Source organism: Chitinivibrionales bacterium, assembly GCA_035516255.1.
Taxonomy (GTDB): domain Bacteria; phylum Fibrobacterota; class Chitinivibrionia; order Chitinivibrionales; family FEN-1185; genus FEN-1185.
Genome location: DATJAL010000045.1, coordinates 55,667 through 75,577, shown reverse-complemented (window position 1 = coordinate 75,577; position 19,911 = coordinate 55,667). Strand labels below are relative to the sequence as shown.

General features: G+C 56.4%; 16 protein-coding genes. 5 read left to right on the top strand and 11 right to left on the bottom strand.

The features are described 5' to 3' along the window. Nucleotides 1–181: 181 nt before the first annotated feature. The 5 genes from VLX68_12835 to VLX68_12815 form a co-directional block, all read right to left on the bottom strand. Nucleotides 182–1,120: a hypothetical protein gene (locus VLX68_12835; GenBank protein ID HUI93126.1), complete on the bottom strand. Its 939-nt coding sequence runs from the start codon at nucleotides 1,118–1,120 to the stop codon at nucleotides 182–184. Nucleotides 1,121–1,194: 74 nt separating this feature from the next. Continuing rightward, entirely contained in the window at nucleotides 1,195–2,115 is a 921-nt protein-coding gene (locus VLX68_12830; protein ID HUI93125.1) for a DUF1295 domain-containing protein, read from the bottom strand. After that, nucleotides 2,112–2,921 (bottom strand): SDR family NAD(P)-dependent oxidoreductase, encoded by an 810-nt coding sequence (locus VLX68_12825; protein HUI93124.1) that lies wholly within the window; start codon nucleotides 2,919–2,921, stop codon nucleotides 2,112–2,114. Before VLX68_12825 ends, VLX68_12830 begins: the two co-directional genes overlap by 4 nt. After that, nucleotides 2,918–3,436 (bottom strand): emopamil-binding family protein, encoded by a 519-nt coding sequence (locus VLX68_12820; protein ID HUI93123.1) that lies wholly within the window; start codon nucleotides 3,434–3,436, stop codon nucleotides 2,918–2,920. The genes VLX68_12825 and VLX68_12820 overlap by 4 nt, the downstream gene beginning before the upstream one ends. A gap of 124 nt (nucleotides 3,437–3,560) precedes the next feature. Beyond that, entirely contained in the window at nucleotides 3,561–6,713 is a 3,153-nt protein-coding gene (locus tag VLX68_12815; GenBank protein HUI93122.1) for a lamin tail domain-containing protein, read from the bottom strand. Nucleotides 6,714–6,982: 269 nt separating this feature from the next. Between VLX68_12815 and VLX68_12810 the strand changes: the two genes are divergently transcribed. Continuing rightward, complete coding sequence (locus VLX68_12810; GenBank protein HUI93121.1) at nucleotides 6,983–7,432, top strand: hypothetical protein; 450 nt, start codon at nucleotides 6,983–6,985, stop codon at nucleotides 7,430–7,432. Here VLX68_12810 and VLX68_12805 read toward each other — a convergent pair. Both VLX68_12805 and lspA read right to left on the bottom strand, forming a co-directional pair. Further along, nucleotides 7,423–8,433: an RluA family pseudouridine synthase gene (locus tag VLX68_12805; GenBank protein ID HUI93120.1), complete on the bottom strand. Its 1,011-nt coding sequence runs from the start codon at nucleotides 8,431–8,433 to the stop codon at nucleotides 7,423–7,425. The genes VLX68_12810 and VLX68_12805 overlap by 10 nt on opposite strands. Before the next feature lie 28 nt (nucleotides 8,434–8,461). Continuing rightward, on the bottom strand, nucleotides 8,462–9,022 hold the full coding sequence (lspA, locus tag VLX68_12800) for a signal peptidase II (GenBank protein HUI93119.1): 561 nt from the start codon (nucleotides 9,020–9,022) through the stop codon (nucleotides 8,462–8,464). 262 nt (nucleotides 9,023–9,284) lie between these two features. Between lspA and VLX68_12795 the strand changes: the two genes are divergently transcribed. Further along, on the top strand, nucleotides 9,285–10,130 hold the full coding sequence (locus VLX68_12795; GenBank protein HUI93118.1) for a geranylgeranylglycerol-phosphate geranylgeranyltransferase: 846 nt from the start codon (nucleotides 9,285–9,287) through the stop codon (nucleotides 10,128–10,130). Nucleotides 10,131–10,644: 514 nt separating this feature from the next. On the opposite strand, the gene VLX68_12790 is transcribed toward VLX68_12795, so the two are convergent. Both VLX68_12790 and cmk read right to left on the bottom strand, forming a co-directional pair. Continuing rightward, a complete protein-coding gene (locus VLX68_12790; protein HUI93117.1) occupies nucleotides 10,645–12,537 on the bottom strand; it encodes a 30S ribosomal protein S1 in 1,893 nt (630 codons plus the stop codon). Nucleotides 12,538–12,720: 183 nt separating this feature from the next. Further along, entirely contained in the window at nucleotides 12,721–13,401 is a 681-nt protein-coding gene (cmk, locus tag VLX68_12785) for a (d)CMP kinase (GenBank protein HUI93116.1), read from the bottom strand. A gap of 217 nt (nucleotides 13,402–13,618) precedes the next feature. On the opposite strand from cmk, the gene VLX68_12780 reads away from it, so the two are divergent. Next, nucleotides 13,619–14,506 (top strand): DMT family transporter, encoded by an 888-nt coding sequence (locus VLX68_12780; protein HUI93115.1) that lies wholly within the window; start codon nucleotides 13,619–13,621, stop codon nucleotides 14,504–14,506. Nucleotides 14,507–14,647: 141 nt separating this feature from the next. On the opposite strand, the gene VLX68_12775 is transcribed toward VLX68_12780, so the two are convergent. Further along, the gene (locus tag VLX68_12775) at nucleotides 14,648–16,264 is read right to left on the bottom strand and encodes a hypothetical protein (GenBank protein ID HUI93114.1); all 1,617 of its coding nucleotides are present in this window, start codon (nucleotides 16,262–16,264) and stop codon (nucleotides 14,648–14,650) included. Between the two features lie 239 nt (nucleotides 16,265–16,503). Here VLX68_12775 and VLX68_12770 point away from each other — a divergent pair, with 239 nt between their 5' ends. Beyond that, a complete protein-coding gene (locus VLX68_12770; GenBank protein HUI93113.1) occupies nucleotides 16,504–17,481 on the top strand; it encodes an ADP-ribosylglycohydrolase family protein in 978 nt (325 codons plus the stop codon). Further along, complete coding sequence (locus VLX68_12765; GenBank protein HUI93112.1) at nucleotides 17,478–18,413, top strand: sugar kinase; 936 nt, start codon at nucleotides 17,478–17,480, stop codon at nucleotides 18,411–18,413. The genes VLX68_12770 and VLX68_12765 overlap by 4 nt, the downstream gene beginning before the upstream one ends. A 394-nt stretch (nucleotides 18,414–18,807) precedes the next feature. Here VLX68_12765 and rfaD read toward each other — a convergent pair whose 3' ends face one another. Then, complete coding sequence (gene rfaD, locus VLX68_12760) at nucleotides 18,808–19,782, bottom strand: ADP-glyceromanno-heptose 6-epimerase (GenBank protein ID HUI93111.1); 975 nt, start codon at nucleotides 19,780–19,782, stop codon at nucleotides 18,808–18,810. Nucleotides 19,783–19,911: the final 129 nt, after the last annotated feature.

Genomic DNA, 19,911 nt, shown 5'->3' with positions numbered 1-19,911 from the left:
TCTTTGGCGCCGATGCGCCAGGCGAGACAATCACCCTCACGCAGGGGCTGGCGATACAGATGTGATGAGGGGCGTTTAAAACAACGCCCCTGCAATTATTATGCGGAAGAAGATTCTTTCAAAAAGCTTGACGGATGAATTTCTTGGCATCCAATTATATGGTGTTCATACGACATGAATTTTATCTGTCAACAATAATCCGGTTCTGTTTATAATCGCCACCCGCATGCATTTCTACCATGTAAACGCCTGCCGCCAGTTTTTCATGGTTGAACAAAACCGCCCGTGAAACATTTCTCCCGTCGGCCGAAAAAACGTTCACGCGCGCATTCGCGGGAAGATTGACAAAGCGTATTGTCCCGCCGTTGGTCATCACTCGTATCCCATTGAGTCTCCCGGCATTGACGGGCGTGACAACCTTGGTGACGCCGGTGGCGACCCCGGTCACGCCCCAGAGCACGAGGTAGCTGCCGGTAGTTTTCTTGAGAAGTTTGACGCTGGTGAGCGTCTTTGCCGGATTCGCGGTGACGCCGTAGCCGTTGAGGGCGTGACCGTAGTTGTCACCCGGTGAATTCTGATTGTTCCACTTCTGCATGGCGGAATCAACATAGAAGACGCCGGTGGTGAGGCCCTGATCGTAGTCGGGCAGCGTGAAGCTGGAAGTTACCGGGCCATCGGTATAGTTAAGCACGACGCCGATGGTCGTGGATCCTTCCGAGCTCGTCAGGGCAAGGTAGACGGCCGAATAGTTCCCCTGCGGAACGGAAAACGTGACGGAATCCGAGCCTTTGAGATAATGTGTTTGGGAATCGGTGCTGTCGGCATTGGAAAAATTTAAAATCATCAATGGATGGTTGGCGTTGGCAGGATACCGTGCGCTGTCCGGCAGGGTATGTCCTGTATAGTTCAGATGAACGGCAACCGAGTGCGTTACGTATCCGTCGCCGCCCCCTCCCCCGTCAATACCCATGGACCACGTGTAGATTTTCCCGTTTGAAAACGTCGAAACGGCCCGCGCGTTCAATAGCGATTTAATATTCACCTGCACCGTGTCCGCCTTTGTAATGGAAATGGATCCCATCAATACGACGATGGCCGCTGCAGACAAAACATGTTTCATACCGGTAAACTCCTTTTAAAAGATTGGTGATCGGGATTACGTAACATACTTATCGTACCGGAAAGAGTCAAGTCTCAGTGCCGGAAAAAGCGATCGCCCCCTTTCTTTTTCCGATGGAAGAATGGAATAAAGGCGGGTACCGACTCCATGCGTTCACGGTACGACGGATAATGCTTGAGCATGTGTTTGTCCATCATCGGCAGGCTGATAAACAGGAAAAGCGCGGTGATGACGGCCGCGCCCGACATGGTCCACCAGTACGCGGGATCGGCCGCGATACCGAACAGTCCCATTCCCCACCAGAACGCCACTTCGCCGAAGTAGTTCGGGTGCCGGCACCGGCTCCAAATCCCGTTTGTCAAAAGTTCCCCCTGTTTCCGTAGTTTGCTTCTGAACATGCGCAGTTCCTTGTCAGCCCTCATTTCGATGAGGATGCTTCCGAACGCGACCGCGGCCGCCGCGGCGTCAATCGCACCGAATGCATGGGTGGCGCAAAGAAATACCGGAACGAGCGGAAGGCACCCGCAAAAAACCGCGGCCGTCGGAAAGAAATGAAAACCGGCAAAACTCAAGGCCCAGTACGCGCGGTTCGGCCGGAAATCGGCATACCGCCAGTCTTCGTCGCCAAGGCCCTGCCAGCGTAAAAGCCAGTTCAACGTAAGCCGCAGCGCCCAGAAACAAACCAGTGCGGCCACAATGACCTGTCGCATAGCAAGGAAAACTCCGCTTTGTAAATCATAAAACAGAAGTATTCCTATGGGCGCGACGCTCCAATAGGGATCGTACACGCTGGAATTGTCCAATATGACGCTGAAAAGGAATACTACGAATGTAGCGGCGGCATCCGCCGCGGCGGCCATAATGACGGGATGCGCCGGTGAAAATTGCAGGCCGACCGCACAGGCGCCTATGCCCGCGCATGCATAGGCGATACAGCAAAGAAACAGGGACTTGCCTTTTGTCAGCTTTGCAAAACGGAGGGTTTGCAGAATCATAATCTGCCCGGCGTTTTCACCATGCCCCGCACGGAATGCTCCATGACGCTCACCGCCAGGCTGCGCGGGAGCAGTTTTTGCAAAACGAAAGCCCCGCACTTGTTGAAAATTCCCGGGATGTAAACACCGCGCCGGTGGATATTGTCAAGAGCCTTGCGCGCAACGGCCGCGGGCTTCATCACCATGAAGGAAGTTTTTCCCCCGTTCGCCCTGAGGTAGCCCGGCGTTGCAACCGCGCCCGCGCAGCAGGCAAGCACGTCAACATTATCGGCAGCGCATTCCCTGCTCAAGCCTTCGGCGAGCACCGTGCAGTATGCCTTTGTCGCCGCATAATGCGCAAGGAAGGGCCCGCCCTGAAACCCGGCCATGGATGACATGAGAACGATCCCGCCCTTGCCGCGCTCCCTCAAACGCTTGCCGAACCGGTAGGCGCACAGCGCCGGCGTTGCGCAGTTGGTGGCCATTGTGGCGCGGTGCTGATCCTCAGGAAAAATAAAATACGGACCGAGCAGCGACAATGCCGCGTTGTAAATGAACAGCCCCGTGTCCAATAACGCCGTCTGCCGATCTAAACTGGCCGCAGCATCCGGTTCTGAAAGGTCAAGCGCCAGCACGCGGCATTCGGTTTTATATTTTTCACTCAGGGAAGTCTGCACAGAAGCCAATTTGTCTCTTGAGCGCGCCGCCAACACGACCTTCAGCCCTCGCCTTGCGCATTCTTCCGCGAAGGCGGCGCCGAGCCCTTCGGAGGCGCCCGCCACAACGGCCCACGGCCCGTATTTTTCCCTGAATGCGTCATTGTTCATGGAACCGCAGATTTCTTTTTTGAAAATGGGCAATCGGTCCCCCACAGTCGCCAGATGATGAGCAGGGGAAAAATGATCCATGACGCGTTGGCGCCGACCACGGACGGAAGATTGGGGGTTGCGTATGGTCCCCCTATCTCCTCGCTCAGGATGATGGTCACGTTGGTGAGCATCACCGCCGAATAAATGATGCCGGGAAGGCGGATCCAGTTCTTCCCTTTTGCAAATGCCCAGATCGCGACAAAATAGAAGGGGCCGAACAAAAGGACATCGATCCAGATCGTGGCGCGCCACCACACCGGACGCGCGTAAAGGAGGGGGTCATAGTGCTTGCCCCACCAGTGGGCCAGGTCCACCAGAAAACGCGGAGGCCAAAGCGGATAGGTGAAGTGCGCCGTATTGGGTATCACCACCTGCTCCAGGTCGAAAAAGTAGGTGATGAAAACCGCGTTGAAAATGAAAAACCCTATGATGGCGATATCGAGCGGCCGTCTGCCGAGGGGAATGGTTTCCAAAGGCGCCCCTTTCATGGTGCATGATGAAAAACGAACTCATAAAATAAATAATCGGATCGCCAATAAAAAAACCGCCCGCGAATCGCGGGCGGTCTCTTCACCTGCGCCGGTCAGAGCGTCTTCCCTACTTCTTTACGTACACGGAAGTCAGCAGCTGCTCGTTGAGCGACTGCATCCTGCACACGTACATGCCGCTGGCGAGGCGTTGTGCCTGCACCGCGAACTGGTAATACCCGGCGGCCAGCATGCCGTCGAACACCCTGCCGATGAGCCTTCCGCGCACGTCGAACAGGTCAACCGAAACGGGCCGCACCGCCAGCGACGCGCGCTGCGGCACCGCGATGGAAAGCATGACGCGGCCCGAGGAGGCAAACGCCCTGATGCTGAGAACCGTTGGCAGCTTGCTCCTGGTGATTTCCACCGTTTTGCTCACCGGCTTCACCCAGAAGGTGTCCGGATACGAAAGCCGGTTGTAATCGAAGTTGGCCGATACCGTCCATACATACCGGCCGCTCGCCAGCGGCACCAGCTGCTGGTAGAATGTGTCGGCCGCGAAGGTTATGACAATAGGCTGGGGAATAATGGTGTCCGTCTTGTAAATCTGAATCTTGTAACTCGTGGCGCCGGTGGCCTTGTGCCAGGTGAACATCATGCCCGCCTGCGACGTGACCGTGTCCGGGATGATTGGGATGAGCACCGGTATAGAGTCGTTCTGTATAAAGAAATAATCCGGCAGTGACGGTTTCGCGTTCAAGTCGCAGCGCACCCGCCAGTAGACGTCGCCCAGCGGCAGGTTCATGAGCGGCTGGAAAAAGGTGTCCTGCGTCTGCTGGATCAGCTGGAGGCTGGCAAAGGACGAGGTCTGCGAGACTTCGACGATGTAGGCCGACGCCGACGCAACCGGGTGCCATTGCAGCAGCGGTTTGCGGTTGATGGTGGGGTCCGGCTGGTACGGAATGAGAACTGGAATATTGGACTTCACCACAAGCGTGCAGACCACGGTGATGGGCGACGCGATTGTTTTCGCGTTGTGAGTTATCTTGAACGTGTCGATGAAGATGCCGCTTGTCATGAGCGAACTCGCGTCGTACTTGAACCGAATCAGCGAGCTGCTGCCGGCGCCGAGGGTGAGAGAATCGGCTGATGCAGAAATATACCCTGTTTGGACGTCGGGGCCAAGGGTTTGTCCAGGATTGAGGACAAACCAGTAATAGCCGCCGATGGAATAGGCCCAGTCTGCGGCGGAATTATTGTCGACCGTGGAGGTCCGGTAATAATAATATACGCTGCCGGGCCGCACGAATCCCGAACCCGCCCATGTGGTCCCCGAAGGAGGAAGGGTCGGGTCCATGCTTGTTTTAAAGAAATCGACCCCCTGTCCCGAGGAGTTGACAAGCGACACCGACATCTCCGAAGTATACGTCCAGTTTATCACGCTCCCGATGTAGAAGAGCGAATCACTTGACAAGCCGGTACTCGCATAGACCATCACAAAGCGGTGACCGCGGATGAGGGTGCCCGCAGGGAACGTGTAGGTGCCAGGCCCGCCGTAATTGTCGGTCCAGGCCAACCGCCAGCCCCCGATATTCACGTCGGCGCCTCCGGTATTAAGCAATTCGATAAAACGGTAGTAGATGCCGATTTCGTTAATGAGAATGGGCGCCTGCGCGGTTCCCTTGCTTATTTTCGTGATGTTGAAATTCAGCAGGCTCGAACCCGTATTTTGAATAGTGGCGTTCCTCGTGGCAGTGTCCCCCGTAAACAGCGTCACCGACATGCTCGGAGCGCTGTAGGCAACGGTGGTGGAATCCACCGACAAGGTGCATGCCACGACCACCGGGTTCACATCGAGCAGCGCGTTATGGTTTATCCTCAGCTGCACGACCTGCGTGCCGGGCTGCATTTTCTCGCGGTGGAACGTAAGCAGCACGTTCTTGCAGGAGCCCGCCTTTACCCAACCCGCTGTGGTATCGGCGGTCACGAACCCTCCCGTGGGTGAAATGTTTTTCGTGATGCAGTTGGCGAGGATCTTTCCCCACGTGACCGCGTTTCCCGAATAGAAATCATAGCCCATAAGGTAGATGACGCCGTTGCCCTTTTTCCGCTCGCTGAGCACGGTGTAGGAGCTGTAGGTGGCAAGAACCGTTGCACCATCGAACGTGGTCCAGTAATAGGTGTACGGCAGGTTGGCCAGCGAGCCGGTCGAGACGCTGTCGAATACCGGGTGTGACGGGTTCGTCGCCAGGTCCGTGCCCACTGTGGCGTATGAGTAGGCCGATATGGTGTCGAGGCCTGCGTAGGAGAGGAAGCTGGTCATGGTCGATGGCGCAAGAGCGATCACGACGCCACCGGCGTTAAGGAAATTGTTCAGCACCGGGGCAAACGCCTGTCCGTAAGTGTAAGATGGGGTTGAATAGAATTGGCAGGGTATCAGAAACACCTGCGCGTTCTGCAGCAGCGCTGCGAGCGTGGCCGGATCCGTCGTGGTAGTTGCCGTGACGGTCGCATTCGGCAACCTCGACGTGATCGCATTCACCATGTAAGGATACCGGTACGACATTTCCGCGCCGTAGGTCCATGCGACGATGTTGATGGCGCCCGTCGCCAGTGTGTTGAGCGAATACCGCAGCGTGTCCCCGATGCCGGTGTTGCAAATGGTAAGCGTTTTCGTCGACGGGTCGGTTGCATTGATCCTCATGCTTCCCGGCGCAACGGCGATGTGCGGCAGGTTCGCGGTGTCGACGACCGTGGCCGCAACGGTCACGCTGTCGATGTACCAGCCGGGATACTCGTCGGAGCCGTCGGAGGTGAACCGGAACCGCACCTGGACCGAGCTGTTTTTGTATGCCGTCAGATCATACGTGTGCTGTGTCCAAACCTGGTTGTAGCCGTTGAGTCCCCCTCGCAGCGTGCTCCACGAGAGGCCGCCGTTGTTGGAAAGCTCAACGTACATGTAGTCGCAGCAGGATTCCAGGTAATACCATTCAAAAAACGAGAAGGTAATTTGCGTTGCGGTTGCGGGCAGCTGGATGACCGGCGAGGTCAAAATCGAGTTGGAATTCGCGGAATAGTACCCGGAAATGTTCGTTGCCGCGCAGCGCGAGCCCTGATACGCCGAGACCGGTCCCACGTAGGTGGGGGTGCCGATCTGCCAGTCGCCCGTGAGCGACCAGCCGGCGGCAAGGCCCTCGAAATTCTCCGAAAGAAGGATCGTTGTTCCGGCATGAACGAGACAGCAGGACAGAAGCACGGCGATAAGAAGACACCTCGCGCGCATAACATTCCTCCCGGTAAATGGTGATGTATGGTAAAACAGCTGGTTTACTATGGAAAATGTGCGGACGCCGCCCTCTCCTTTTTATTATTCCATTCTTCCGATAAAAATGTCAAGTAACTTGATGTAAAGGAATGCCTCCGGCTTGTCCAACGATAATTGCAAGAAGGGAAAAGACAATGGAAACAAATGTTGGGCGTTCATTTGATCTGTCCCCTGCATGCCGATAGTCGACGGTTGCGGCAAAACGGTTCAATCAATTATTTATAGCAATGATGAGAAACTCCATAATCAAATGTGTCCTCCTCATTTTATTGGCCGTGGGGATTTCATGCGGCCAGAAAGCCAATTGCGCCGGCAAGGGCGTGTTCCGTGCGCAGGACTCCCTGCGGCAGTACGGCGGGTGGCGGGTGATCAATAAATTTTACCGGTTATACAAAAACTGTGAAAATGTCTATACCACGGAGGCTTTTTCCGCCGCCATTGTCAAAGCGCTGGCCGAGCGCTGGGACTCGCTGCCGGAGATGCAACGGTTCACCGCCGCCGACTCGGCGTTTCTCGATTTTGTCCTGCGGCGCATCGACGCGACTGCCAGGGCGGAGCATCTTAAAAAGATACTTGCCAATACGGAGAAATGTCCCAAGGGGTGCGAAAACCTGTGCGGAAGGATACGGAAGAGAACTTCGGCCGCGCTTGCGGCGGCCGTTGACGTTCACGAATGAAAAGACGCTGACAATTTCCCGCCGTCATTTTCAAATAATCCCGCTGCTTTTCTAAAATCCCCGGGCAGCGGCGCGGAAATCGTCTGCTCCCTGTTCGTATGGGGATGGACAAAGGTAATGGTGTGCGCATGAAGCGCGTGGCGGTCAAAGCATTTGAACACGCTTGCGGCAAACGGCCTTTCCAGAACGGGAATGCGGCCGAGCGCGTCCTTTCCCCCGCCGTAAAGTGAATCGGCAAGCACGGGAAACCCGGCCGCGCTGCAGTGCACGCGGATCTGGTGCGTGCGGCCCGTATGCGGCGCGAATTTCATCATCGATATGCCGCAGCGGTTCGTCAGGAGCCAGTATTCGGTGAGCGCCTCCTTGCCGTCGCCGCGCACCGCGCGTTTGACCGGGTCGCGGCGCGAGCGGCCGAGCGGCGCTCCCAGGCTCGCGTGCGCCTGGGGCCGCTTTCCAATGCAGAATCCAAGATATTCCTTTTTTATTTCGCGCGAAGAAAAGAGACGGGCGAGCTTCCGGTGGGTTTGGTCGGTCTTTGCCACCAGCAGCACGCCCGACGTGTCCTTGTCAAGCCGGTGCACGATGCCCGGCCTGTCGGGCGCAAAGCCCGCCGACAGCGACTTGACATGATAGAGGAGCGCATGGACAAGCGTCCCCTCCCTGTTCCCGCTGCCCGGATGCACCACCATGCCGGGCGGCTTGTTCACCGCAAGCAGATAATCGTCTTCGTAAAGAACATCGAGCGGAATATTCTGCGGGACAAGCCTCGACGCTGCCGACGCGGACAGACGTGCCTTGTCAAAAGAGACAATGTCGCCTTCGGCAAGAGCCGTTTTTTTCTTTGCGGGCCTGCCGTTGCGCAAAATCAATCCGGACTCAATATGGGACTGGATTTTCGCGCGAGAGAGCGACGGTATATGGCGCGCGGCAAAAACGTCAAGACGCGCGCCGGCGTCCGACGAGTCCACGGCTATTTCAACCACATCGTTTGGGCTTTTCATAGGCGGTCATCGCGGAGGTAAACGGAAATCAGGCTGAGATATCCGGACTTGGCTGCGTTGCAGCCGCTTTCTGCTTCTTTTCCACGAACAGGAAATACCAGAGCATGATGGCAACGCCGAAGGTGACATAGATATCGGCGCAGTTGAAAATGGCCCAGTACAGCCTGTCGGAAATGCCGAGCCTGATGAAATCCACCACGCCGGTCTTCGCGTGCACCAGCCGGTCGAACAGATTGCCCAGCGCGCCCGGCATGATGAGCGCGAGTCCCCACTGCATGAGTTTGTCCGAAGGCTTCAGGGTCCGGTAATAAACGATGATGATGGCCATGGCGACGATATTGAAAATGTAAAAGAACCCGTTGAGCGGGAACCAGGGGATGATTGTTCTCGGATCTATCCCCCATATCGCGGCTTTGTTGAAGATGAGCAGGAACTGGGCATAATGGCCGATCACGTTGACCGGAACCCCCACGCGCAGGTGCGTCGCGGCAAGGTATTTGGTGAACCAGTCAAAGGCGACGCCCGCAATAGTAACTGCGATGAAAAGATGCCATTTCTTTTCGATAGTGATTTTCAGAAATGCCTCCACGTGTTTTCAATTTTTTTGATTCTTATCTTAATCACTTTTTATACTATTTTATCACGATGACAAGCAATGAAAATAAATCAGCGCTGATTTGTAAAATTTTATTTTTTACCATTAAAAGAAGATAAAGTATAATTGCGGGGTTTCGCCCCCGCACGACGACCAAGGGGTGTTTTACGGCGAACGCCCCTTGGAACCCCGCGCCGCCCCGCAGCGGCGCTGATCGCAGTGCGCCCCGGGGGCTGCGGAACAAAAAACCGACCATATGAAACTCTTATCTTATGTAAAGCTCCTCCGCCCGGGCAATATGCTCATGATCGGCGTCGGGGTCGCGCTTGGATTCTGGCTTTCGCACGCGGCAGGACCCTGGCAGAAATTGATCCTGCTCATCGCCGCCGCAATAGCGGCCGGGGGCTTCGGCAACGTGGTCAATGACATATCAGACATTGCCACGGATAAAATAAGCCATCCCTCACGGCCCCTTGCCAAAGGCGACATTTCAAAAAGAAGCTCAACGGTATTTTCCGTTCTTTGCGCGGCCGCAGCTCTCATCTGCGGATTTCTCGCCTCGTGGCAACACGGCATCGGCGCGTCCGTTCCTCTTGTCATGCTCTTGCTGTATGCCTTGATTTTGAAGGGCACGCCGCTCGCCGGCAACGTTCTCGTGAGCGCACTCGTCGCCTACACCATCGTTTTCGGCGGGCTGCTCGGCCCCGATGTGCAGCGGCTTTACGTTCCGGCAATTCTCGCGTTTTTGCTCAACATGCCGCGGGAAATAATAAAGGACGTTCAGGACCAACCCGGCGACAGGGTGGCCGGTTACATCACCTCGGCGTCGCTCTCCCGCCCCGCGCTCAAGGCGATCATCGCAGTGTGCGGCCTGCTGTATGCGATGCTCGTCATCGTGCCGTATGTTTCACGCGGTTTCGGCATCGCCTACGCGCTCGTCTGCCTTATTGTCGTTGCGCCGCTGCACTTGTACTGGAGCTGGCTGTTTTACCGTTCGGATTTCCGGAAATCAGCAGGAAAAATATCAGCGTTGATAAAATGGGAAATGGCGGCGGGATTGGGGGCGATGGCGGTGGATGAGATAATAAAAAGAATTTTATAAAATAAAAATAGTCGGGGGAGAGGTATACCCCTTCGGGTACTTCCAAGGGTCGTCTCCACCGGCCTCGGCCTCTTCGGCCTTTGGCCTGCGGTGTCCTCGGCACTCCCCTCTCCTGGGTGCAGCCGGGTACCTGCAGTTGCAAGCTTCAAACCTCTGCCGGGCGCACCCGCGGAGGACAGTTGGACAGGTAAAGAAACCTTTCCCGTTTGCTGACTCGCCAATCTACGATCGGCGGCACTATTGAATGTAAAGACGATAAGGTTCGCAGACGCGTTAGGCACGACTGGAGGCCGCGCTGGAGCGCGGTGCTGTCCGGCGCCCCGCGAAGCGGCCTTGCGCCGGCAGCCCGAGCCGAAGGCGAGACCGGAAGGAGGGCCGACCCGAGCCTGAGGCTTACCGAAGGTGAGGGAAACGCCCAAATCTTAAATTATCAATTGCCACAAATAAAAAAGGACAGCCGCAAAATTCTTCATTCCACGGCCGTCCATCTTTTTCATTCAAATCAAAAAAAAATTTATTCCTCTTCTTTTTCCTTCCCTTTTTTCTCTTCCTTTTCTTCTATTGAATCCTCTTCATTTTCTTCTTTCTTCGCCTTTTTTTCCTTCGGCTTTTTCTCAGCTTGTTCTTCGCCCTCTGCCAGTCCCTCATCCTTCGCGGGCGCTTCCGCCTTTTCCGCGCGCGAGGCCTTGGGCACCTTCTTTACCGGATGCCCTGCCTCATAATCCTTCCATGAGCTTTCTTCCTTGCCCTTGAAATATTCGGAGATGCTGAGGATGATCTTCCTACCCTCAAGGTCGAACTCCACGACCTCGGCCGGCACCTTGTCGCCCATCTTGTAGACCTCCGACGGATGACTCACGCTCTGGCCGAGCTGGTTGAGCGGGATGAAGCCCTCCACCGTGGGCGAAAGGTTCACGATCATGCCGCGGTCGAGGATGCGCGCCACCTCGCACTCGGTCTCGGTGCCCACCGAATATTGCTTGGCGAGGTCGCCCCATGGGTCCTCGGTGAGCTGCTTGACGCCGAGGGAAATACGCCGTTTGTCAACATCGATGTCGAGCACCTTCACGTCGATGGTGTCGCCCTTGCGCAACAGCTCGCCGGGGTGGTTCACCTTCTTGGTCCACGACATGTCGGAGATGTGCACCAGGCCGTCCACGCCCTCCTTGAGCTCCACGAACGCGCCGAACGCGGCGATGTTGCGCACCTTGCCCTTGACCACGCTGCCCACCGGGAACTCGGTGGTCACGTTGGTCCACGGGTCGGGCTCGAGCTGCTTGAACCCGAGCGAAATCTTCTGGTTCTCCTTGTCCACCTTGAGCACCACGGCCTCCACGATGTCGCCGATGCCCACGATCTTTGACGGGTGTTTGATGTGCTGCGTCCACGACATTTCCGATATGTGAATAAGGCCCTCGATGCCCTTTTCGAGTTCCATGAACGCGCCGTAGTCGGTGATGGACACGATCTTGCCGCGCACGCGCGCGCCCTCGGGGAACTTGTCCTCGACGCCTTTCCACGGGTGCTCAGTGAGCTGCTTGAGGCCGAGCGAGATGCGTTCCTTGTTTTCGTTGAAGTCAAGCACCTTTACCTTCACCTTGTCGCCGAGCGCCACGATCTCCGACGGGTGGTTCACGCGGCCCCACGACATGTCGGTGATGTGCAGCAGGCCGTCCACGCCGCCCAGATCGATAAACGCGCCGAAATCGGTGATGTTCTTGACCGTTCCCTCGCGCACTTGGCCCTTTTCGAGCTCGGCGAGGATCTTTTCGCGCTGCTGGTTGCGGTCCTCCTCGAGGATCACGCGGCGCGACACTACGATGTTGCGGCGCGCCTTGTTCACCTTGATCACGCGGAACTTGAAGGTCTTGTTGATGAGCGAATCCATGTCCGGGATCTGCCGCAAATCAATCTGCGATCCGGGCAGGAACGCGTCCACGCCGAACAAATCGACCACCACGCCGCCCTTGATTCGGCGCAGAATACGCCCTTCAATGGTCTCCTGCTTCTCGAACGCCTGATATATCCGGTCCCACACGCGCAGGAAATCGGCGCGGGACTTCGAAAGGATGAGCTGGCCCTCGCTGTCTTCCACCTGCTCCAGAAAAACCTCTATCTCGTCCCCTTCCTTGTACTGTGCAACGTCCTTGAACTCGGCAAGGGGGATGATTCCCTCGGACTTGAAATTGACATCCACGAATACTTCCTTGTCGGTGACCTTGAGGATGCGGCCCTTCACCACCTTGCCTTCCTCAATGCCCTCGAGCGACTGCTTGTAGCTCTCCAGCTTTGTCTGGACTTCCTCGGGCTTGTAGTAGCTTTCCTCGAACTCGGACAGGTCCACTGCGTTGCCGTGCGCGTCGGTTGCCGACTGTCCATTTTTGGATTTAACTGAGGACTCGGACATACTTACTCCTGAATTAATTGGTTAAGGTTTATGGATATTGGCTAAAGAAACATAACTCATTCTGGATGATTATTTTTCGATTTGTCATTCCCGTGAAAGCGGGAATCCATCTTCCCGTAGACTCTGATTACTGGATGCCCAATCAAAGTCGAGCATGACAATGCGGTCGCAATGTAAAAGAACCTAAAGATACTTTCTTGCTTTGTCAACTATGTACGTCACCTGTTGATCCAGACTCAAATTTGTTGTATCAATCTCTTCAGCATCGGATGCTTTACATAAAGGGCTATTCGGTCTGCTTGAGTCTTTTCTGTCCCGCTCTCTAATCTCCGCGGCAAGTTCCTCAAGTCCTTTTTTTATCCCCAATGCCGCGAAATCTTTTTGCCGCCGTCTCGCCCGCTCCTCCACCGAGGCCACCATGTAAAACTTCAGCCCGGCCTTCGGGAACACCACGGTTCCGATGTCCCTGCCTTCGCACACCAGCGATTGGCCTCCGGCGATTTTTCTCTGCAGGTCAACGAGCACGGTGCGCACGATAGGGACCACGCAGTAGTCGGATACGTTTTTCGTCACCTCGTCGCCGCGGATCGCGTCGGTGACGTCTTCGCCGTCCATCCACACGCGCATGGAAGGCGCCATGCCCGAAAAGGATATGTTCGTGTCCTTCACCAGCGCGGCCACCTTCACGTGGTCCTGGTATGGTATTTTTCCCCTCAGGCACTTGAGCGTGACCGCCCGGTACATTGCGCCTGTGTCAAGATGCAGGATTCCAAGCTGCGCGGCGACCCGCTTGGCCGTGGAGCTTTTGCCGGATCCTGCAGGACCGTCTATGGCGATGACAACGTGTTGTTCTGAATTAGGCATTGAATAGGATGATTTTTTTGATGGATTAAAATATGTCTTTCCTATATATTATGTCAATAATGAGCATTTTTTGATTGCATCGCAAATGCTAGAAGACCATTTGTAAATGCCCTGAAAGGCCAAGAAAAATCCTTTCAAATAACATTTCTGTGCGCCGTAGGAACATCAAACGATAATAATTATTTTATCCAATCATCAAACCCGCTCCAGGATTATCATGACCTTTCCATTATATCTCACCCTCCCCCTCCTCAGCGCCATCACCTACACCCTCGCCGCCATGCTTTTCAAAAAAGTCATGGAGCACGGCGGAAACATCTGGTATATCAACTTTCTTTCCAACATCGGAACATTCCTTATTGCTGTTCCCTTTTTTATCATGGGTATCAATGCGCCCGGTCACATGGATTATGCAAAGCCGCTTTTTACCAGCGTCATTTTCATAGCCGGCCAGACGTTTTCGCTATTATCGTTAAAGTGCGGGGATGTTTCGGTTGCCACGCCGCTGCTCGGCGCAAAGGTGATCATGGTAGCATTTTTCACCGTGATGCTGCTCGGCATACCGGTGCCGGTGCTGTGGTGGGTGGCGTCGGCGCTGGCGGTCATCGCGCTGGCGCTGCTGCGCGGTAACAGCGAGAAAAGCAAAAAGGGCTTTGTACCCACCATGACCTATTCCCTGCTGTGCTCAATCTGTTTCGCCCTGTGCGACATTTACATACAGAAATGGGCGCCGGGCTTTGGCGCAGACCGCTACATCTCCGTCATGTTCTTCATTGTCGCGGTGCTGTCGCTCGGGTTTTATCCAATGTTCCGCAAGACCAGGATGCTGTTTCCATCACCGGTGTCCTGGTGGCTGATAGCCAGCATCGTGTTCATTTCCATTCAGGGAGTCGCCATGGCGGTCGCGCTTTCGCGCTTCGGCAACGCCACGGCCATGAACATTGTTTTCAGCTCGCGCGGCATGTGGAGCGTGCTGTTCATCTGGTGGTTCGGAAAATTTCTGGGAAATGAAGAAAGGCTGCTGGGAAGAAAGGTGTTCTGGGAGAGATTGTCCGGCGCGGTGCTGATTCTTGCGGCGATTGTTTTAGTGATGGTGAAAAGATAATAATAAAAAAGGATCGGGCGTTCCCCCGCTCCGCGGGGCGGGCCTCCTTCCGGGCTCGGCCTATCGGCCTCGTTGCCGGACCGCCCGAAGTCGCCTTCGGCGATGGGTCGGCCGGCAATGCGCTCCTGCAAATAAAATTAATTATCTAACAACTTCAATCATCCTCGATGTTTTGCCGTCTGGTAAACGGACCAGATAAACGCCTTCATGGACATCCACAGATCGATCAAACACTCGTCCAGTAAGATAAAACACCCGCAATCCCCCATTGTCTCTCAAATATGTTTGAAAGATTGATTTCTTTATAATGGCTGCGCGCGGAATGATTTGTCCTTCAACATGCCTTTGCATCACATCTTTTACGGACGCGTTTTTATAAACGTATGGCCCTATGTCCCACGCTCCGGCGGCGGGACGGGCATTATTGTCCTTGTCATAAGAGAAATACTGCGTAAGGTTGGTTCCCGCTCCGATCAGCGCCGAGGCGCCGGCCAGCAGGTGGTAGTCATTCATCGTGTCCCCCGCCGAAAACCGGACAAAGTCTGGCGGGGCCGCGGCCGCGGCGATTTCCACATTGGCGGTGGAAGGCGTGGTGGTGTTGCCGGTGAGGCCGAACCCGCCGCGGCACGCGACGCAGACGTTGTTGGCCATGACGCAGTTGACAAACGAGGCGGGCAGCGCCGTGATGTTGTTGAGCGCATACGGCTGGTCCGCGTTGTCAACGAGGTTGTTCGCGATCACCACGTCGGTGAACGTCATGGACGCGGTGGCGCCGCCCGACTGTCCCGCGATGATGCCGCCGCCGCAGTTCACCGAAATGTTGTTGTAGATCCACATATGGGTGAAGTCGCCGTACAGCGCCTCGGCGTACACGGCGTAATTGGTGATGCCGATAAAGGTGTTGTCGTACATCTTGATGTAGCTGCCGCCCAGCGCCTGCCAGCCGTCCTGGTGCTGGCCGCCGGTGTAGTTTGTCAAGTACCCTACAATTTTGTTGCTGTAGATGCTGCACCCGTCGGAACATCCCTGGAAGCAGTCGGCGCCGAAGCCGCCTGCGCGCGTGGGAACATACAGGATGTTGTCGTGGATTCTGTTCTGGTCCCAGCCGGTGCCGGCGAGCGCCAGGGCCGCGAAATGATCGGCGGTGGTGTCGGCGACAACCGCATAGTTGTGGTCGAACTCAAACCCGTTGATATTGCCGCCGTTCAGGCCGCCGTACACTTTTCCGAAGTCAACGTAGGAAATCCTGAGGTTCTGCGAAAAATCAATCACGGCAAGGCCGTGCGGCGCCGTATCGTAATTCCTCACGCTGAAATGCCGTTTGCCGTCGCCGGCGTCGCCGCTGATCACCGCGTTGCTCACGTTGGTCGAGTTGTTGTAATTAGGATACCCGAGCCAGCCGGCCGGGTTGCCGGCGGCGCCGTCGAACACGGCGGTGCCGTTGTGAAGGGCATCTTGTCCTATTTTGTAAACAATGGGATCGCCCGGTGTTCCGCCCGCGGGCTGCCAGTGGTCGAATCCCGGGCTCACCACCCCGCCGTACGTCTGCGACGTGCCAGCCGCCCCGCCGCTGATATACACCGTGTCTCCCGCGCCAAGCCCCGCGGCATCCGCCGGGCTTCTCCACGCCGATGCCCAGTTTTTTCCGTCGTGCGCGCCGGCGGAAGGGAGAGCATTGTCGACAAACCAGTTGGCGGAAAAGCAAGGTGAGAAAAGGAGGATTGCGGAAAGACAGCAGATTGGAAGAATTGATTTCATGCGGCACCTCATATTCTGTTTTTCTTGCTGCGATGGATCCCCATGGGAAAGGCAGAAGCAGACACGGTGCTTGATATTTCGAGAGCCCATCAATCCATGACTCAATCAATCTTTTACATTGCTTTGCGGTGAAACATCCGTCTCCTTCCACGATAAACAGCCCGCACTGCCGCCACTCCTGTTGGTCCCGTAAAAAAATATAACCCGCCTTTCCTTAAAATGTTATTTTCATAGGAGCAATGGGCCTCACGAAAAAGATGAAAGCGGCGCTGTACGCCGGGATCGCGGGAGACGCGCTCGGCGTGCCCGTAGAATCGTCCACGCGCCAGCAGCTCGCGCTCTGTTCTGTCAAGAACATGCTCGGCTACGGCAGGTACGACCAGCCCGAAGGCACCTGGTCCGACGACACCGCGCTTGTCCTGTGCACCATGGAAAACCTCGCAGGCGGCTACGACCTCGAGGCCATGGGAAAAACCTTCTGCAATTGGCTTTTCGAATCGTACTGGACTCCCACCGGGTTCGTGTTCGACGCGGGCCTCACCACCTACCTCGCGCTTGACAGGATATATCACGACGGCGCGAGCGCGGCGCAGTCCGGCTGCACGGGCGAGGACGACAACGGCAACGGCTCGCTCATGCGCATGCTGCCCGTGGCGCTTTATTTCCACGACAGTCCCACCGAGGACCTGCTTGCCCGCGCGCACGAAATTTCCGCGATAACGCACGCCCATACGCGCTCCAAAGTGGGGTGCGGCATCTACTGCCTCCTGGTGCAGGAAATGCTTTCCGCCGGCGATAGGGAACAGGCGTATCACAACGCCGTTTCCCGCGCGCTGGCGTTTTATTCCGCCAAGCCCGAATACCGGAACGAACTCTCGCATTACATGCGCATCATCTCGTTTGCGGTCCCCGGCCTCAAGGAAAGCGAAATACGGTCGTCGGGATACCTGGTTGACACACTGGAAGCGGCCCTGTGGTGCACGCTCACCCATTCCACCACCAGGGATGTTCTTCTCTCGGCGGTGAACCTGGGCCTCGACACCGACACCACGGGCATGGTGGCCGGCGGCATGGCGGGCGCGCTCTACGGCCTCGATTCCGTCCCCGCTGACTGGCTCGCTTCCCTGGCGAGAAAAGACGAACTCGACGTTGCGATAGACCGTTTTGTCAACAGGGCCGCCGCAAAAACGGCCCGCAGCCCGGTGGGGGTGCCATGAAACCCGCCTATATCAGGGACTTCGACCTGCTCGCCATCGGCGAGACGTTTGTGGAGATGCGCAGCGACGGCGACATTTCCTCCGCCGAAAAGTACCAGAAGTCAATCGGCGGCGGCGACATCGTCACCGCGGTGACTGCGGCGCGGCTCGGCTCCGCCGTGTCGCTCGTGTCGGCCATCGCGTGCGACCCGTTCCACTCGTTCATCCGCGAATCGCTCATCGGCCAGGGCATCAACATCGACCACGCCATCACCTGCCAGGGATACAACGGCATGTACCTCACGAGCCCGCGCAACGCCGAGGAGCGCGAGTACCTGTTCCACCGGCCGGGCAGCGCGGCCCAGTCCATCACGCCCGCGCTCATTTACGACGACCTCATCGAGAACAGCAAGATCGTGTACGCGTCGAGCGAGCTGCAGGCGGTGTCGAAGGCCGCGCGGCACACGGTGTTCAAGGCATTCCACCTCGCGCACATCAACGACATCATGGTTGCCTACGACCCAAACCTCCGTCTGCGCCTCTGGTCGCTCGACGACGCCAAGGAGTGCCTGTGGAGCGTGCTGCCGCTCGTCGACGTGATGCTGCCGTCGGCACCCGACGAATCCAAGGCCCTGTTCGGCTACGAGCGTCCGCTTGACGTAATAGGATTTTTATGGGACCGCGGCGTGTCGATCGTGGCCGTGAAGAACGGCGACAAGGGGTGTCTCGTTGGGTACCAGGGAAAAATCGAGGAATTCCCCATCACGCCGGGAAAGGAATCCGTGAACGACGTCACCCTCATCGGCAGCGCGTTCAACGGCGGGTTTCTGCACAGCATCGCACGGGGGTTCGATCCGTTTACGGCCGCGCAATTTGCCAATAACGTTGCTTTATTTAAGGGAATGAAGGGCGGGACGGTTACTTCGCTTCCCACTAAAGATGATTTAGGCTGATATTTCTTGACCACGTATTTGTCAGCAAATAATAAATCCGGGCGTTCCCCGCTTCGCGGGGTCGGCCGGCAATGCGCTCTAGCGCACCCTCCGGTCCACCTAACGCCGGCATAAGTCAATTACCACAATTGTCTTTTTTCTAACGCCATCAGTGCCGCCCCTGGGGCAGGAGGATCAGCCGCTCGTGCTGTCCGAACCCGCTAATCTTTTTTCTTTCGCACGGGTGAGTTCACGGGCCGCCCGACTGCCGAGGGACAAGACGGCACTGCAGGCGCGGCGTCTTTGGCTACTTTTCTTCGCTGCAGAAGAAAAGTAGGTGGGGGTTCGGGGGCGACGCCCCCGATAAAAGTAGCGGTGCACCCAACTAATATGTTGACAAAGAGGGTATAGCCAATCAGGAAATCAACCCGCCCTTTTGAAGATACTCGTGTATGTATTCTGCTACCGTTTCTTCTAGAGGCCTGCATTGATGGGTACAACCGGCGGCCTTGAGCTTTGCCATTTCTGCCTGCGTGAAGTACTGGTATTTCGGCCGTATTTCCGGCGGCATGGGAATGTATTGGATTGCGGGTTTCTTGTTGAGCGCCGCGAACATGGCGTTCGCCACGTCGTTCCACGAGCGCGCCTCGCCGGTCCCGATGTTGTAAATGCCCGACACCGTGCGTTGCTCCATGAAGAACAGCGTCATCTCCACCGCGTCCTTCACGTAGATGAAATCGCGGCGCTGCTCGCCGTTTTTATAGTCGGGCCGGTGTGATTCGAACAGCGAAATCCTTCCCTCGTCGCGCATGCGCGGGAACGCCTTGTTGATCACGCTGCGCATGTCTGCCTTGTGGTTCTCATTGGGCCCGAACACGTTGAAATACTTGAGCCCGGCGATCTCCTTGAGCCAGCCCTTGCGCCGCGCGTACAGGTCGAATGCGTGCTTGGAGTAGCCGTACATGTTGAGCGGCCGAAGGCCCGAAAGCTTTGCCTCGTCGTCGGTATAGCCTTTTTCGCCGGCGCCGTAGGTGGCCGCGCTCGACGCGTAGATGAAGCGCGCGGTCTTGTGCGATTCCCACCACGTGCCGATGCGCGCCGAATACCTGAAGTTGTTTTCCATAAGGTACGACGCGTCGGTCTCGGTGGTGGACGAGCACGCGCCCAGATGGAACAGCACGTCGATGCTGTTCTTGAAGTCCCCGGCCTCGAGCCGCGTGATGAATTCCCCTTTGTCCAGATAGTCGGCGAACGAAAGGGACGCGAGGTTTTTCCACTTCTCGGCCTTGCCCAAGTGGTCGACGATAAGGATGTCGTCGCGGCCCGAAAGGTTCAGCCGCCACACCAGCACGCTGCCGATGAATCCTGCGCCGCCGGTAACTACGATCACGCGAAAGCCTCCGGAAAAGAGTTGTTGCTCACGGACAGATTAATTACATTGAAAATATATATTTTACATTATATCGGTACGTTATATGAAGCACGTCAGGCAAGAATGAAATGATCCGTCAGCAGTCAC

Bases quoted from the DNA above. Each gene is read 5' to 3' on its own strand.
- VLX68_12835 (HUI93126.1), bottom strand. From the start codon at position 1,120: ATGAAACATGTTTTGTCTGCAGCGGCCATCGTCGTATTGATGGGATCC.
- VLX68_12830 (HUI93125.1), bottom strand. From the start codon at position 2,115: ATGATTCTGCAAACCCTCCGTTTTGCAAAGCTGACAAAAGGCAAGTCC.
- VLX68_12825 (HUI93124.1), bottom strand. From the start codon at position 2,921: ATGAACAATGACGCATTCAGGGAAAAATACGGGCCGTGGGCCGTTGTG.
- VLX68_12815 (HUI93122.1), bottom strand. From the start codon at position 6,713: ATGCGCGCGAGGTGTCTTCTTATCGCCGTGCTTCTGTCCTGCTGTCTC.
- VLX68_12810 (HUI93121.1), top strand. From the start codon at position 6,983: ATGATGAGAAACTCCATAATCAAATGTGTCCTCCTCATTTTATTGGCC.
- VLX68_12805 (HUI93120.1), bottom strand. From the start codon at position 8,433: ATGAAAAGCCCAAACGATGTGGTTGAAATAGCCGTGGACTCGTCGGAC.
- VLX68_12795 (HUI93118.1), top strand. From the start codon at position 9,285: ATGAAACTCTTATCTTATGTAAAGCTCCTCCGCCCGGGCAATATGCTC.
- VLX68_12790 (HUI93117.1), bottom strand. From the start codon at position 12,537: ATGTCCGAGTCCTCAGTTAAATCCAAAAATGGACAGTCGGCAACCGAC.
- cmk (HUI93116.1), bottom strand. From the start codon at position 13,401: ATGCCTAATTCAGAACAACACGTTGTCATCGCCATAGACGGTCCTGCA.
- VLX68_12780 (HUI93115.1), top strand. From the start codon at position 13,619: ATGACCTTTCCATTATATCTCACCCTCCCCCTCCTCAGCGCCATCACC.
- VLX68_12775 (HUI93114.1), bottom strand. From the start codon at position 16,264: ATGAAATCAATTCTTCCAATCTGCTGTCTTTCCGCAATCCTCCTTTTC.
- VLX68_12770 (HUI93113.1), top strand. From the start codon at position 16,504: ATGGGCCTCACGAAAAAGATGAAAGCGGCGCTGTACGCCGGGATCGCG.
- VLX68_12765 (HUI93112.1), top strand. From the start codon at position 17,478: ATGAAACCCGCCTATATCAGGGACTTCGACCTGCTCGCCATCGGCGAG.